A 15,696-nucleotide genomic window follows, 5' to 3' on the forward strand; every position below is an offset into this window, starting at 1 on the left:
GGCGAAATCCTTTCATCGAGGCCAGTCGCAGCTTGCGCGACTGGACGCTTGCGGGCCACGGCGTGGCCGCATAATCACTCCCCCGTCATAGTCATCCGCGGCGCCGCTTTCCAGCTTTGCGCCGCGCCGGGAGGACCGATCATGCCTTACACCCGATACGCCGCATTCCTATCTGCCGCAGCACTGGCGCTTGGCGCGCCGCTCCACGCCCAGACTTCCGAAGGGACCCAAGTGACACAGCCGACTTCGCCGCCGACTGCCGAAAAACGCGACCACAGCTATTCGCATCACGGAATCACCATTGCCGATCCCTATCACTGGCTCAAAGACCAGTCCTACCCGACAGTCGACGACGAGGACGTGCTCGAGCATCTGAAGGCGGAAAACGCCTGGTTCGAAGCGCGGATGGAGCCGCACCAGCCGCTGGTCGACGAGCTGTTCGAGGAGATGAAGGCACGGATCAAGGAAGACGATTCCACCGTGCCGCAGCGCCGCGGCGACTATCTCTACTGGTCCGAATTCGAAGAGGGTGCGGAGTATCGCAAATATTACCGCAAGCCTGTGGCCGGAGGCGATCCTGTGCTGATCCTCGACGAGAACGAACTGGCCAAGGATGTCGAATACTTCCGCCTGGGCGCTTTCTCGGTGTCGCAGAACGGGCGCTATCTCGCCTATTCGGCCGATACCAACGGGTCCGAACGCTTCACCGCGCGGATCAAGGATATGCAGACCGGCGATCTGCTGCCCGACGAAATTCCCGGCACGCTTTCGGGGCTGGTCTGGGTCAAGAACGACACCGCGCTGGTCTATGGCACCGCCGACGACAACTGGCGCGTCCACGATGCCACCATGCATGTCCTGGGCACGCCGGTCAGCGAGGATGTCGAGCTCTATCGCGAGACGCTGGACGAGGGCTTCCGCGTGGGCAGCGGCCTTTCCGCGCAGGAAGACTGGCTGATCATTTCGACCGGCGACAACGAGACGAGCGAGGTCCGCCTTGTCCCCGCAGGCGATCCGACTGCCGAGCCGATCCTGGTGAAACCGCGCGCCAAGGGCGTCGAATACGATGTCGACGTGCGCGACGGCACGCTGTGGGTCCACACAAATGACGACCACGTCAATTTCCGGCTGGCCACGGCCTCGCTCGATGCACCGGGTGACTGGACCACGCTGATCGCGGGCTCGGACGAGTTTTACCTGACCGATTTCGACCTGTTCAAGGACTTCTACGTCACCGAAGGGCGGCTGCGCGGGCTCGATCAGATCCAGCTGCGCTCCTATGCCGATCCCGCTCTGGTCAAGCCGGTCGCCTTTGCCGAGGCGAGCTTCAGCGCCGGGCTCGATAACAATCCCGAATACGATCAGGACAGGCTGCGCATTTCCTACGAGAGCATGGTCACCCCGGATTCGGTCTATGACTACCATGTCGCCAGCGGCGAGCTCGAACTGCTCAAGCAGCAGGAGATACCGAGCGGCTACGACGCCGATCTCTATACGACCGAGCGGGTCGAGATCGCGGCGCGCGACGGCACCATGGTCCCGGTCAGCGTGGTCATGCGCAAGGACCGTGAGCCGGGCGGACCGCTGCATCTCTATGCTTACGGCGCCTATGGCTATGCCGTGCCGCCGGGCTTTTCGACCAGCCGCCTCAGCCTGATCGATCGCGGTTTCGCCTATGCCATCGCGCATATTCGCGGTGGCGACGATCTGGGGCGTAAGTGGTACCTGCAAGGCAAGCTCAACGAGCGGACCAACACCTTCAACGATTTCGTCGATGTGGCGAAGGGGCTGGTGGCCAAGGGGTATACCGAGAAAGGCAAAATCAGCATTTCGGGCGGATCCGCCGGGGGCGAGCTGATGGGTGTCGTCGCCAATACCGATCCCGATCTGTGGGGCGCGGTGGTGGCGCATGTCCCCTTCGTCGATGTCCTCAACACCATGCTCGATGCGGAATTGCCGCTCACGCCGGGCGAATGGCCTGAATGGGGCAATCCGATCGAAAGCAAGCAGGCCTTCGCTTATATCCTCAGCTACAGCCCCTACGATCAGGTGGTGGCGCAGGACTATCCGCCGATGCTGGTGACAGCCGGGCTAAACGATCCGCGCGTGACCTATTGGGAACCCGCAAAATGGGTCGCCAAGCTGCGCGAGCTGAAGACCGACGATAACGAGCTGCTTCTGAAGACCAATATGGGCGCCGGGCACGGCGGCAAGTCGGGTCGCTTCCAGTCCATTCGCGAGACCGCCGAGGAGGTTGGCTTTATCCTGTGGCAGATGGAAATGACCGAGTGACGGCCAACTTCACCCGCACCTTCACCGCCGGGGCCGAGCACATCGACGAGCTCGGCCACGTCAACAATGCAGTGTGGGTGCAGTGGATTCAGGACATGTCCACCGCGCATTGGGACGCGGCGGCCCGGGCAGAGGATCGCGCGGCGTTCTTCTGGGTCGTGACGCGTCACGAGATCGACTATCGCGGCAATATCGATGCAGGCGAAAGCGTTACCGGCGAAACCTGGATCGAGGGGCCTGCGCGGGGCGCGACCTCGCTGCGCCGCGTCGATTTTCGCAACGCGGCGGGCAAGGTCATTGTCAGCGCGGCGACCACCTGGGCGATGCTCGATCGCGCGTCGGGCCGGCTGGTCCGCGTCCGGCCCGAAGTGCTTGCCGGGTTCCTATCGGGATGATCGATTCGAAGACTCCCGGCCTGTAAGAGCAGCCCTCAGGCGGTGACGGCGGTCGGGCCTTCCGGAACGAACAATGAGAGTCGTTCCATCACTACTCGGTCACGGCCAGCGCATTTCGCATCGTAAAGCAGCTTGTCGGCGCGCGAATAGAGACTGGAGAAGTCGACTTCCGATTCGTTCGCGAGGGCCGAGAAATCGACCAGCCCCATGCTGGCCGTTACGGGATTGTCGAGCTCTTCCATCTCGGACAGGAGATGTGTGGTGATTGCGCGACGGCGCTCCTCCGCATTGCTTCCGGCATCAGCGCCACGCAGAAGCAGCAGAAATTCTTCCCCGCCGATGCGAAATGCCGCAATATCCTCCTCGTTCTCGCTTTCGCCCAACACCGACGCAACGCGTTGCAGGACTTCGTCCCCGACTGGGTGACCATGCATGTCGTTGATCGACTTGAAGAAATCTATGTCGATAAGAGCCATCGTATTGAACCCATCGGCAACCATGGTTTCGAACCGTGCCGAAAGCGCGCGCCTGTTCGCCATGCCAGTCAACTGGTCGCGCTCGCTCAGTGCCTCAAGCATCTTGGCCTCGTTCACGGCATGATCGCGCTGGCGCCGGATGATCATGAAGCGATCAGCCACTGCCACCGTCGTGGCGATGACCTCGATCAGCAGCAAAGAGCTGTGAAGCACCGCATTTTCGACGAGTACCATAGAGTCGAAAACAAGGAGCGAGAATATCTGCAGGGGCAGGAAGGAGGCAAAAGGAGCGAGGCCTAGGACGAGGTATTTCGCAGTATTGCTGCCTCGTCGCCACGCGACCGCCAGAACATAGAAATAGGATCCGAAACCGATCAGGGCGAACAAAAGATAGATGATCTCGAACAAGAAAATGCTTTGCTCAAGTAGCTCGAGAGCGCTCAATCCGACATTAATCGCGGCCAGAGCGAGAGCGATACGCAGAATTGTGCGATGCTTCGGATCGATATATTCCGGCTTCACGAAACTGTTTGCGAACATGATGATCGTCAGCAGCATGAAATCGATGCTGAGATAGTCGATCATCAGCTCAGTCTGTAGCGGGACGAGGCCGGTGAGTGCTGTCAAGCCGGAGGTAGTCGCACTGTGTGCCACAGCGGTGAGGCAGAACAGGGCATGGTAGAGCGGGAAAGGCTGGCGCAGGACGCGATAGTAGATGAGATCGAATATGATCGGCGCGAACAGTATCGCGCAGATCATCGCGGCGACTATATGTACCCAGCCCGCCACCAAAACGACCGATGGTCGATCGTTCAACGAGGCCTCGACAAAGGCGTAAGGATAATCGCTACCATCGACCGTCACCACAACGGCTTCGAGCGGCGCGGAAGAATCAGGCAATTGGGCTATCGAGCGCGAGCTGGATATGCCGAGCTGCAAGTCCCTTTGAGCCAGGCTTTGCGATACCGCACTGCCATCACGCCCGATGGCGGAGATCGAAAGGGTCTCGAACGCGTTTCGCTCGAATTCGAAGTAGCGAGGGTTTGCTTGTGCGGAAGGACGATCGGTCAAGTCCAGGCGGATGATATGGCGTTCGGCATCAAGATCCATATCGCCATCGCTGCAGTCCCAACCTCCGGGATCGCCGACCAGATCGGCATAGGATACCGTTTTCGGCCCGGAAATGTGGCAGATCGATCCCCGCGCAAAACCGGATTGTGCCACCACCACGCTAGGCAGACCAACCGCTACCGCGAAGAATGCGGCTAAGAAGAGCTGCCGGGCCTGCAGCCAGACGACGCGAGGGATGCGTTTCACGCACCCACGCTAAAGCCAAAGCGTTAACGCCGACTTATTTCATCGTAACCATGAATTACCGGGTGAGCTCCGCCACCGGCCGATAGTCGTAGCCAAGCTCGCTGGCGACCGCTTCATAGGTCACTTCGCCCTTGTGTACATTGAGGCCTTCGGCAAGGTGCGGATCGGCAGCCAGCGCTTCCTTCCAGCCCATCCGCGCGATACGCAGCGCATGCGGCAGGGTGACGTTGTTGAGCGCATAGGTGCTGGTGCGCGCCACCGCGCCGGGCATGTTGGCGACGCAGTAATGGACGATGTCGTCGACCACATAGGTCGGGTCGGCATGGGTGGTGGGTTTCGACGTTTCGAAGCAGCCGCCCTGGTCGATCGCCACATCGACCAGCACCGCGCCCTTTTGCATGTCCTTGAGCATGGCGCGCGTTACCAGCTTGGGCGCCGCCGCACCGGGGATCAGCACCGCGCCGATGACGAGATCCGCATTGCACACGGCGTCATAGAGATTGGCGGCGTTGGAAAAGCGCGTGCTCGCGCGTGCTTCGAAATGGGTGCCGACTTTTTCCAGCACTTCCGGATCGCGGTCGAGGATGGTGACGTCCGCACCGAGGCCGACGGCCATCTGCGCGGCATTAAAGCCGACAACACCGCCGCCGATCACCACGACCTTGCCCGGCATCACGCCCGGTACGCCGCCCAGCAGGACGCCGCGCCCGCCATGCGCCTTTTCGAGCGCGGTCGCGCCCGCCTGCACGCTCATCCGCCCGGCGACCTGGCTCATCGGCTTCAAGAGCGGAAGCTGGCCGCGCGGACCGGTGACGGTCTCGTAAGCGATGGCGGTGACGCCGCTGTCGACGAGGTCCTTCGTCTGCTCGGGATCGGGTGCAAGGTGGAGATAGGTATAGAGGATCTGGCCCTCGCGCAGCTTCTTACGCTCGACCGCCTGCGGTTCCTTGACCTTCACCACCATCTCGCACTCGGCGAAGATCGCGTCTGGCCCGTCGACAATCTTCGCGCCGGCAGCGATGTATTGTTCGTCAGTAGCATCGATTCCGCAGCCCGCTTCGGTCTCGATCCAGACCTCGTGCCCCTGCATGACGAGCTCTTTCGCACTCTCGGGCGTCAAGCCGACGCGGTATTCGTGATTCTTGATTTCCTTGGGGCTGCCGATGAGCATGGGGAGGACTCCTTATGTGCGCCCGCCCGTTACAACTGCAACCAGGCGCGGGCAAGCCCGCCGCTATCCCTGTCGGTTCAACGGGCGGTCGTGGTCGACCAGGCGGCGGTCACCACATTACCCTGGCCCTGGCTGCGCGTGTCGACGAAGCGAACGTCCTCGCCCAGCCCCGCATTCAGCGCGCGGAGCGCCTCTGCGCTGCCCGAAAGGGTAATGCGCAAGCCGGTGCGCTTCGCTGCCCAGCCGATCAGCGCCAGCCGTGTTGCATTCTCGGCATCGAGGCCATCGTCGCCCACCGTGACTTCGGGCAAGGCGGCAAGGGGAGGCCGCAATTCGACCGTCCAGCCGGGCACCGTGCGTTCGAGCCGGCGCTCCAGTTCACGATAGCCCGCCAGGGTCAGCCCTTCGAGCGGTTGCGCGGCCGCCTGGGCGCGCTTGTTCTCGCGGTCGAGCAGGACATCCTTGCGCTCGACCCCCGCGACTAAAGCCAGGCTGCGCGCCAGGGCGGCGATCTGACGTTCGCTGGCCTCGGCGGCTTCGCGCGCGCGGGCGCGGGCCAGTGCCGCCTGTTCCGCCGCGCCAGGATCGGTTCCGACCTGGAACTGGTCGATAGTGACGGCGACGGCGCGCCCCAGCCTTTGCTCCAGTCGGCGTGCGACTTCGGCATCGGCATCGGCGTTGAATTCGGGTGTGAATACGCTGGCCGATACCGTCACCGGATCGGTATCCCAGTTGACGACCGGCTGTTCCACCCGCGCGCGATTGGTGAAGGCTTCGGAAACCTCGTGGTTTACAATTCGCTGGCCATTTGCCTCCCAGGCGATCGTTCGTAACGAAAAACCGAGCGGTATGGCCATGGCGACGAACACCGTCAGGATGATGATCGATGCCAACCGTCCCTGACGGTTCGTCACGCCCGACTGGAAGCCATAAAGGCGCGCCATGACCGCAGCGGTCAGCCCGATCGTCACGAGGTTGGTAATGAACAGGCCCAATGCGCCGGCGAACACCGTCCAGTTGAACGTTGCCAGGCCGAAGCCGACCACGGCCAGCGGCGGCATCAAGGCGGTGGCAATGGCCACGCCGACAATCGTACCTTCGCGCCCGCGGATCACTGCATAGGAGCCTGCCAGCGCCGAAAACAGTGCTACCAGCAGATCGAACAGGTTGGGGCGGGTGCGCGACGCAATCTCCTCGGTCACGGTTTGCAACGGAGAGAGGAAGACGATCAGGGCGCAGAACAGGATTGCGAAAAGCGAGCCTGCGGCCAGTGCCTTGCCGCAGCGCCTCAGCCAATTGGCATCGCCCGTCGCCAGCGAAAATCCGGTGCCGATGATCGGGCTCATCAGCGGCGAGAGCAGCATCGCGCCGATGACCACTGCGGGCGAGGACAGCAGCAGGCCGAGTATGGCGATTCCGGCGCTCATCGCGGTCATGAAGATATAGCGGCTGGTGAGCAGCGATTCGCCGCGCACCCGTTCGATGGTGGCGACATGGTCGAGATCGGCGATCACCCCGTCGCGCCACCAGATGCGTATCTCGGCCAGCGCGCGCAGGATCGTCCACCGGCTGATAGGACGACGCTTGGCCTGGCCGTCACCGTCCGTGTCTTTCGGGGGCGGGGCGCTGGCAGCAGTGTCTGTCGCGGTAGCCATGACCGCGCCGCTTAGCGGGATAAAGCGCGGAAGTCGTGCCAAATTTGCGGTGCCCGCCGATCGCTGGCGCCGCAGCTAAGGGCTAAATCGGATTGCCGTCCTGATCGCGGAAGATTTCGCGGCGACCGACATGGTTGGCGGGGCCGACCAGCCCCTCGGCTTCCATTCGCTCGATCCATTTGGCCGCTGTGTTGTATCCGACGCCCATTTGGCGTTGCAGCCAAGAGCCGGAAGCCTTCTGGTTCTCGATCACGATCTGGCAGGCCTGGCGGTATTTGCGCTCGTCGGGATTGTCCGAAGCCGTGAATTCGTCCTCGAAATTGAAGCCGCCGTCTTCGGGCTCTTCGGTCACTGCGTCGACATAATCCGGTTTGCCCTGGGCGCGCCAGTGATCGGCCACCCGTTCGACTTCTTCGTCCGACACGAACGGCCCGTGCACGCGGATCATCGCGCCGGTATTGGGCTTGTAGAGCATGTCGCCCTTGCCCAGTAGCTGCTCCGCGCCCTGTTCGCCCAGGATCGTGCGGCTGTCGATCCGGCTGGTCACCTTGAAGCTGATACGGGTGGGCAGGTTGGCCTTGATGACGCCGGTGATGACATCGACCGAAGGGCGCTGTGTTGCCATGATGAGGTGGATGCCTGCGGCGCGCGATTTCTGCGACAGGCGCTGGATCAGAACCTCGATCTCCTTGCCGACAGTAACCATCAAATCGGCCAGTTCGTCGACGATCAGCACGATCAGCGGCAGCGGTTCGTAATCGAGCTGCTCTTCCTCGTAGAGCTCCTCGCCGGTCTCGGGATCGAAGCCGGTCTGCACCCGGCGGCCGAGCGGCTTGCCCTTCTCGATCGCCTTCTTCACTTTCTCGTTGAAGCCCGCGATGTTCCGCGAGTTCACCGAAGACATCATGCGATAGCGTTTCTCCATCTCCTCCACCGCCCATTTGAGCGCGCGCACCGATTTGTGCGGTTCGGTCACCACCGGGCTGAGGAGATGCGGAATATCGTCGTAGCTCTTCAATTCGAGCACTTTGGGATCGATCAGGATCAACCGGCACTCGTCGGGCGTGAAGCGATAGAGCAGCGATAGCAGGATCGCGTTGAGGCCGACCGATTTACCAGAACCCGTCGTACCCGCGACCAGCAAATGGGGCATAGCGGCAAGGTCGGCGACGATCGGCTCGCCCGCAATATCCTTGCCGAGGATCATCGGCAGGCTGCCCCGGCTATCGACGAAGGCGGCCGAATTGGCGAGCTGCTTGTAGCTGACCATCTGGCGGTCGGCATTGGGCAGTTCGATCCCGATCACGGTCTTGCCTGGAATGGGCGAGACGCGCGCGGAGATCGCGGACATGTTGCGCGCGATATCTTCGGCCAGACCGACGACGCGGCTGGCCTTGATGCCGGGCGCGGGCTCAAGTTCGTACATGGTCACGACCGGCCCCGCTCGGACGGCGGTGATCTCGCCCTTGACGTTGAAATCGTCGAGCACGTTTTCGAGCAGGCGCGCATTGCGTTCGAGCGCCATCTTGTCGAGCTTGGGCGCGCCGCTGTCCGGCGCATCGTCGAGCAGGTCGTGGCTCGGCAATTGGTAGTTGGCGAACATATCGCGCTGCTTCGACTTGGCCGGCTTGGGCTGCGCCGGAGTTGGGGCGGGATCGGCGATCTCGGGCGCCCGGCGCGGCTCGCGCATGGCGACCGGTTCGGGATCCTCGTCGTCTACCAATGGCTGCCTGGCGGGCTTTTGTTTCTTCGGCCCCAGTGGCAGGTCGAGCTCGGGCAGGCGCGCCTTGCGTTTGACGAAATCGGGCAGGGTGAGGAACTGCGCCCAGTCGATCGCGAAGACGCGGGTGACCAGCGCGATCCCGCCGCCCAGCGCCACCAGTGCGAGCGCCAGCACGATCCAACCGGCGAAATCGCCGCCGAAGCGTTCGGCCACCGCCTCGATCGACAAGCCCCCGAGCTGGCCGAACAGGCCGCCTACCCCGGCGGGCAGGCTGCCGGTCGCCGGATCGACCATCAGCGCGAGCACCGTGCCGAGCAGCACGATGGCGGCCAGCAGCATGGCGAAAGGCCCCCACCAGCGACCCGGTGTCTCTTCCTCGTCCTCCTGCTCGACCCCGGACCACAGCCTGCGGGCGGAGATGTATAACAGGGGTAGCAGCAGCACTGCCGGAAGGCCGAGGAAATTGAGCGCGCGTTCGCTGGCCCAGGCGCCGCTGGCGCCCATCCAGTTGCGGATGTCCTCGCCGCTGGCAGCCGTCGAGGGACTGGGGTCGGTCTGCGTGTAGCTTGCCAGTGACAGCGTCAGAAAGACGAGCAGCATGAACAGCAGCCCCGCGCCGGCCATATGCGTGGCGCGGCGGAAGGAGCGGCGGAAGGCCGCGCGCCAATCGGGTGCTGCGCTTGCGCGCGAAGCCATGTGGGTTCCCCTGATCCGTCGAGAGCGCACAGTATGAATCCTCGGGGACTCCGAGGTCAAGCGGCGTCTGTTTCGGTTCGCCTCAAGCGCCGACGTTCGCATCCGCTCACTTGGCTATCCTCGCTCCTTGCAGTCGCTGCGGGCGGGCGATCGCTCCTGCCCCCCTTCGGTCGGAGATGAACCGAGTCCATCGATCGCGCCCCAGCGTGCGATGCCGTAGGTTTCAGCCCGCTCGCGCGTCATGCCGCCGAGCGCGATGACCGGCACTGGCGATTGCTGGGCGAGGACCGAGAAACCGTGCGGGCCAAGAGTATCGCTTCCCGGATGCGAGGCGGTCGGAAAGACGGGGGACAGGAAGATGCCGTCCGCCCGCGCGGAGATGGCGCGCTGCAGTTCCTCCCCGTCATGTGCGGTCGCCAGGTAGAGACCCGGTCCGCGAGCGCCGTAATGCCCGTCCGCGCCCCAGTCCTCCTGACCGGACAGGAAGACGAGGTGTCCGGCTTCGTGAGCGAGCGCTGCCAGCTCGTCGAAACGCGCACGCCGGGCCACCGGATCGAGGTGATAGTGGCGGAATACGAAGCCGGATCCTCTCGGCAATGCGCGCAGCGCGCGCTCCAGCCCCGCATCGTTGCGCCGGTCGCTAAGCAACCACAATAGGGGGAGGGACTGGTTTCGTGTCACGCACACGGTATAGCGCGGCGTGATGGAAAAGGCAGAGACTCCGCTTCAACAAGTGCAGGCGAATATCGTCAAGGCCTGCAAGATCGCCCGCCGCGAACCCGCGGAGGTCACGCTGATCGCGGTCAGTAAGACGCATCCCGCAGAGGCGATCGAACCGCTGCTGCGCGAAGGCCAGCGCCATTTCGGCGAGAATCGGGTGCAGGAAGCGCAGGGCAAATGGCCCGCGCTGCGCGAGGCGCATCCCGCGGCGCAATTGCACCTCATCGGCCAATTGCAATCGAACAAGGCGGAGGACGCCGTGGCATTGTTCGATGTGATCCACTCACTCGATCGACCAAGCCTGGTTAAAGCGCTCGCCAAGGCGATGGACAAGCTCGGCAAACGCGTGCCGTGTTTCGTGCAGGTCGATGTCGGCGAGGAAGACCAGAAGGGCGGCTGCCCGGTGGCGGACCTGCCTGCATTGCTCGAACAGGCGCAAGGCGCCGACATCCCGGTGGCAGGCCTGATGTGCATTCCGCCCTTCGATATCGAGCCCGCGCCCTTCTTCGCTTTCCTCGACAAGCTCGCCCGCGATCATGGCCTGGACGGCCTCAGCATGGGCATGAGCGGGGATTACGAAACCGCGATCAGGCTAGGCGCGACGCATGTGCGCGTGGGCACGGCCCTGTTCGGCGAGCGCAGCAAACCCGCCTAGCCCCATCCCCAAGCAGCGACGCGGTAGGGGGAGGAAGATCCCCGCCCTCAAGTAGCGAAGCGGTAGGGCGATAAATTACGCGTTTTCCAGCCGGTCCTGCGTGGCGTCGCTGGCGGCTTCGATCAGGCGCGCCTCGATGCGGTTCATCCGTTCGCCCGGCTCCAGCTTTCCTCCGGTCAGGTCGGTCACGTAGAACGTGTCGGCCGCGCGCTCGCCATAATTGGTGATATGGGCGGAATGGACCACCAGCCGGCTTTCGAACAGCGCTCGCGCCAGCCGGTTCAGCAGCGCCGGGCGATCGCGGGCATTCACTTCGATCACCGTGAAGCGGTTCGAGGCCTTGTTGTCGAACAGCACGCGCGGTGCGACATCGAAGGCGCGCGCGCGGCTGTGCGCCAGCGGGCGCTGCGCCAGGCGCGGGGCGAGATCGACCTTGTTGGCCAGCGCATCGGCGATGCTGGTCTTGAGCCGTTCGAGCTGCCCCTCTTCGGCAAAGGGATCGCCATGCGGGTCCTGAACGAGGAAATTGTCTAGTGCCCAGCCGGTGCGCGTGGTGTGGATGCGTGCATCGATGATGTTCCCGCCCGCCAGATGGATACCTCCGGCGATGCGATAGAAAAGGCCGGGGTGGTCCGCAGCGATCACCGTCACCAGTGTCGCGCCGCGTGCCTCGTAATATTCGCAGTGGATCGACAGCTCGTGTTCCTGCTCGCGCGCGGCGGAATAGTGAACGAGATTGAGCGCGATGATGTCGGGCGGCTCTGCGATCCAGTAAGCATCCCCCATCGTATCGGCCAGATTCTCGACCAGTCCGGCCTTAGTGCCCAGCAGTTCAACCACTTCGGCCTGCTTGTGGGCGATTGTCTGCTCGCGGCCATGACGCATATGGCCGAGGCGAAGCCGCTCGCTCGATATATCGTAAAGTTCACCCAGAAGCTGGCCCTTCCAGCTATTCCAGGTGCCCGGACCCACCGCGCGGATATCGACTGCCGTCAGAATGGCGAGATGGCGCAGCCGCTCGGCGCTCTGTACCTGCGCCACGAAATCCTCGATCGTCTTGGGATCGGTCAGGTCGCGCTTCTGCGCGGTGTGGCTCATCAGCAGGTGATTGAGCACCAGCCAGGCGACCAATTCCGTTTCGCTCTCGCTCAGGCCGAAGCGCGGGCAGAGTTCCCTTGCCACTTCCGCGCCCAGCACCGAATGGTCGCCCCCGCGCCCCTTGGCGATATCGTGCAGTAGTACGGCGACATAGGCGACGCGGCGCGAGCCGACCTTGTGGATCAGCCGCGTGGCGCGCGGGTGGTCGTCGGCCAGTTCACCCTTCTCGATCTTGTTGAGCAGGCCGATCGCGCGGATAGTGTGTTCGTCCACCGTGTAATGATGGTACATGTCGAACTGCATCTGCGCGTTGACCTTGCCGAAATCGGGCACGAATTTTCCGAACACGCCCGCTTCGTTCATCCAGCGCAGCACTGTTTCGGGATCATTCCGGCCGCATAGCAGATCGAGGAACAACGCGTTGGCGCGCTCGTCTTCGCGGATCGCGTTGTCGATCAAGCCGCTGTCGCGGTTCGCCTGCCGCATGGTTTCGGGATGTATCTCCAGCCCTTCCGCTTCTGCGAGCTGGAAGATTTCGATCAGCCGCACCGGGTTGCGCTTGAACCAGTCGTCCGATGGCGCGCCGATCTTGCCGCCATGGACCCGGTAACCCTTGACCTGCCGCGATCTGGCCTTCCAACCGGCGAAAAAGCCGGCCCGCGCGGTCTTGGCTTCGAACTGCTCGTCGATATGCGCCAGGAACACGCCGGTGAGCGAGCCGACGCGCTTAGCCTGCAAAAAATAGAACTGCATGAAGCGCTCGACCGCGCTTTTGCCGGGACGCTCGGCAAAATTCATCCGCTCGGCGATGCGGCGCTGGAGGTCGAAAGTGAGACGATCTTCTGCCCGCCCGGTAATCACATGCATATGGCCGCGCACGGCGAGGAGAAAGTTCTCTGCCCTGCGAAAACTGCGATATTCCGCGCGGGTGAACAGCCCCACATCGACCAGTTCCGACGCGGTGCGCACGCGGTGGATGAACTTGCCGATCCAATAGAGCGTGTGCAGGTCGCGCAAGCCCCCCTTGCCGTCCTTCACATTGGGTTCGACGACATAGCGGCTGTCGCCCATGCGTTTGTGGCGCGCGTTGCGCTCGGCGAGCTTCTCGGTGACGAACAGGCGTTCGTTGCCGCGCACCACCTCCATGGTGAATCGCCGCGATCCCTCATCGTACAGCTCCTGGTCGCCCCAGACATAGCGCCCCTCGAGCAACGCTGTCCGAATGGTCAGATCGGTCTTCGACAGCCGTATCGCATCATCGAGCGTGCGCGTGGAATGGCCGACCTTCAGGCCCAGGTCCCATAGGAGGTAGAGCATCGCCTCGACCACCTGTTCGCACCAGGCGGTCTTCCGGCCGCCTACCAGAAAGGCGATGTCGACATCCGAATGCGGTGACATTTCCGAGCGTCCATACCCACCCACCGCCATGACCGCGAGCCGCTCGGCCTGCGAACGATTGGCGCTGGGGTACAGGTGGGTCGTCGCGTGGTCGTGGATGACCCGGATCAGCTGGTCTATCAGAAACGCAAACCCGCCCGCGTTTTCGTGCCCCGCCGACGGTTTTTCTTCCAGGCGGCGGGCAAGCTCGGCGCGCCCGTCGTCGAGCGCTCCCTTGAGCAGTTTCACGACGTGCGGGCGCGCCTTGCCACCGTGCTCCCCGACGAGGGCTTCGATCGCGGAGGCAAGTCGGCGCCTGTCGATGATCGCGCGCTGTCGGGGGACACGGTCCGGGCTCAAGCGGCGAGATGCTCCTTGGCAAAGGTCGCCTTGACTGTGCGCTTGTCGACCTTTTGGGTGCCCAGGCGCGGCAATTGTTCCTCGCTGCGCCACATGATCGTCGGAACCTTGAAAGCGGCAATGTGCTCATGCAGGAATTCCTGCAGATCCTCGGGCGTCAGGTCCCTGCCTTCATGCGTGTGATAGACGGCTGCCGGGATTTCGCCGAAGCGTTCGTCGGGCAGGCCGAAGACCGAGCACTCCGCCACGGCAGGATGTGCGTAGATCGCCTCTTCCACCTCGAGACAGGAAATATTCTCGCCGCCGCGAATGATGATGTCCTTCTTGCGGTCGACGATGAACAGGTAATTGTCTTCGTCGAGATAGCCGAGATCGCCGGTACGGAAATAGGCATCGTCCGAATAGGCGGCCCTGGTCGCGTCCTCGTCCTTCCAATAGCCGAGGAAGTTGCACACCGAACGGATCGAAACCTCGCCGATCACACCCTGTTCCAGCGGTGTACCGTCATCATCGAGGATCGCCATATCGACCAGCGGGAGCGAGGGCATGCCTGTGCTGCTGGGCTTGGCGAGATAGTTCTCGTTGAGATTGCCCGCGCCCACGCCGTTGGTTTCGGTCAGGCCGTAACCCAAAACCGGATAGCCGTCCTGAAAGGCGTCCTTGATCTTCTTGACGTGTTCGATGGGGCGCGCCGCGCCGCCGCCGGCAAAGGTCTTGCATTGCGACAGGTCGTATTTCTCGCGCTCGGGATGGACCGCGATTTCGTAGCTCATCAGTGGAACGCCGACGAAATAGGTGATCTGTTCCTCGGCCAGCAGGCGCAGTGCTTCGGTCGCATCCCACTTGGGCATGAGCACCAGCTTGCGGCCCATGGCGAAACTCTGAAGGAACAGCGGGACCTCGCCGGTCACATGGAACAGCGGCACTGCAACCAGAGCGGATGGCTGGACCGTGGGAGCCTCGCCCCGTTCGGTCAGTAATTGCAGCATCATCGCGGTCTGGCAGACGTAGTTCATCGTGCCCGAAACGACCCCAAGATGATCCGAATAGGCCCCCTTGGGGTGGCCGGTCGATCCCGACGTGTAGAGGATGGTGGCCAAATCGTCAGGCCCGATCTGGCCGAGCATCTTCATCGCCGTGTCGCCTGCGGCCCATACCGAAGCCAGGCCTTGGGACGGAACGCCATGGTCGAACACGATGACCTTGGCCGGGTGGTCTTCGTCCTCGAGCCGTGCGGCACGCTGCGGATCGGCCAGCACCAGCTTGCATTCGCACAGCTTGATTCCATAAGCGAGTTCCTCGCCCGTCCACCAGCCGTTGAGCAGCGTTGCGCAGCCGCCGGCCATCAGAATGCCCATATAGGCGACGATCCAGTTGGACGAATTGCGCGCGGCGATGCCGACACGGTCGCCCTTCTCGATGCCATGCTCGGTGGCCAGGCTGTGGGCCACATGCGTGGCGGCATGCCAGACCTCGCCAAAGGTCATCCGCTGGTCGCCTTCGACAAGGAAGGTCTCGTCCTTCTTCTCGTTGCAGAAATGCGCGAAGTAATGGACGACGCTGGGCGGGGCGTTCTTGAAGGCGGGCATGGTCACGCCGCGGCGGGTGACTTCGGTGAGCTCGAACATCTGGCCGGGCGCGGTCACGGCCTTCGTGATCCGGTCGATATCCTGGTCGAGTTGTGTCGGCATGGGTTGTTTCGTGTCCTCTCCAATACGGCGCACGGCCTCATGTTCGAGGCTCGCGCATAAATAGCGGCTC

10 protein-coding genes are annotated in these 15,696 nt (G+C 63.1%); 3 read left to right on the forward strand and 7 right to left on the reverse strand.

Going from position 1 to position 15,696, the window contains the following annotated elements:
- The first annotated feature begins 141 nt into the window (after positions 1-141).
- The gene (locus MUY37_RS01485) at positions 142-2,292 is read left to right on the forward strand and encodes a S9 family peptidase (protein ID WP_499193710.1); all 2,151 of its coding nucleotides are present in this window, start codon (positions 142-144) and stop codon (positions 2,290-2,292) included.
- A complete protein-coding gene (locus MUY37_RS01490; protein WP_499193711.1) occupies positions 2,289-2,687 on the forward strand; it encodes an acyl-CoA thioesterase in 399 nt (132 codons plus the stop codon). Before MUY37_RS01485 ends, MUY37_RS01490 begins: the two co-directional genes overlap by 4 nt.
- 35 nt (positions 2,688-2,722) lie before the next feature.
- On the opposite strand, the gene MUY37_RS01495 is transcribed toward MUY37_RS01490, so the two are convergent.
- From MUY37_RS01495 to MUY37_RS01515, 5 genes are all read right to left on the reverse strand, one after another.
- On the reverse strand, positions 2,723-4,480 hold the full coding sequence (locus tag MUY37_RS01495) for a sensor domain-containing diguanylate cyclase (RefSeq protein ID WP_499193712.1): 1,758 nt from the start codon (positions 4,478-4,480) through the stop codon (positions 2,723-2,725).
- 55 nt (positions 4,481-4,535) lie between these two features.
- On the reverse strand, positions 4,536-5,651 hold the full coding sequence (ald, locus tag MUY37_RS01500; RefSeq protein WP_499193713.1) for an alanine dehydrogenase: 1,116 nt from the start codon (positions 5,649-5,651) through the stop codon (positions 4,536-4,538).
- Positions 5,652-5,728: 77 nt separating this feature from the next.
- A complete protein-coding gene (locus MUY37_RS01505; RefSeq protein WP_499193714.1) occupies positions 5,729-7,306 on the reverse strand; it encodes a DUF389 domain-containing protein in 1,578 nt (525 codons plus the stop codon).
- Between the two features lie 82 nt (positions 7,307-7,388).
- The gene (locus MUY37_RS01510) at positions 7,389-9,725 is read right to left on the reverse strand and encodes a DNA translocase FtsK (protein ID WP_499193715.1); all 2,337 of its coding nucleotides are present in this window, start codon (positions 9,723-9,725) and stop codon (positions 7,389-7,391) included.
- A 114-nt stretch (positions 9,726-9,839) separates the two neighbouring features.
- Positions 9,840-10,406 carry a thiamine phosphate synthase gene (locus MUY37_RS01515; protein WP_499193716.1) on the reverse strand — a complete coding sequence of 189 codons (567 nt, stop codon included), beginning with the start codon at positions 10,404-10,406 and terminating at the stop codon, positions 9,840-9,842.
- Between the two features lie 22 nt (positions 10,407-10,428).
- On the opposite strand from MUY37_RS01515, the gene MUY37_RS01520 reads away from it, so the two are divergent.
- Positions 10,429-11,100, forward strand: a complete 672-nt coding sequence (locus MUY37_RS01520; RefSeq protein ID WP_499193717.1) for a YggS family pyridoxal phosphate-dependent enzyme — start codon at positions 10,429-10,431, stop codon at positions 11,098-11,100.
- Between the two features lie 75 nt (positions 11,101-11,175).
- On the opposite strand, the gene MUY37_RS01525 is transcribed toward MUY37_RS01520, so the two are convergent.
- Positions 11,176-13,935, reverse strand: coding sequence for a [protein-PII] uridylyltransferase (locus MUY37_RS01525; protein WP_499193718.1), 2,760 nt, complete (start codon positions 13,933-13,935; stop codon positions 11,176-11,178).
- Positions 13,932-15,626 (reverse strand): class I adenylate-forming enzyme family protein, encoded by a 1,695-nt coding sequence (locus MUY37_RS01530; protein ID WP_499193719.1) that lies wholly within the window; start codon positions 15,624-15,626, stop codon positions 13,932-13,934. The genes MUY37_RS01525 and MUY37_RS01530 overlap by 4 nt, the downstream gene beginning before the upstream one ends.
- Between the last annotated feature and the right edge of the window lie 70 nt (positions 15,627-15,696).

The organism is Qipengyuania sp. ABI-127-1, assembly GCA_022953095.1.
Classification (GTDB): Bacteria; Pseudomonadota; Alphaproteobacteria; order Sphingomonadales; family Sphingomonadaceae; genus Qipengyuania.

Excerpts from the sequence above, each read along its gene's own strand:
- MUY37_RS01485 (WP_499193710.1), top strand. The coding sequence starts at position 142 with ATGCCTTACACCCGATACGCCGCATTCCTATCTGCCGCAGCACTGGCG.
- ald (WP_499193713.1), bottom strand. The coding sequence starts at position 5,651 with ATGCTCATCGGCAGCCCCAAGGAAATCAAGAATCACGAATACCGCGTC.
- MUY37_RS01505 (WP_499193714.1), bottom strand. The coding sequence starts at position 7,306 with ATGGCTACCGCGACAGACACTGCTGCCAGCGCCCCGCCCCCGAAAGAC.
- MUY37_RS01510 (WP_499193715.1), bottom strand. The coding sequence starts at position 9,725 with ATGGCTTCGCGCGCAAGCGCAGCACCCGATTGGCGCGCGGCCTTCCGC.
- MUY37_RS01520 (WP_499193717.1), top strand. The coding sequence starts at position 10,429 with ATGGAAAAGGCAGAGACTCCGCTTCAACAAGTGCAGGCGAATATCGTC.
- MUY37_RS01530 (WP_499193719.1), bottom strand. The coding sequence starts at position 15,626 with ATGCCGACACAACTCGACCAGGATATCGACCGGATCACGAAGGCCGTG.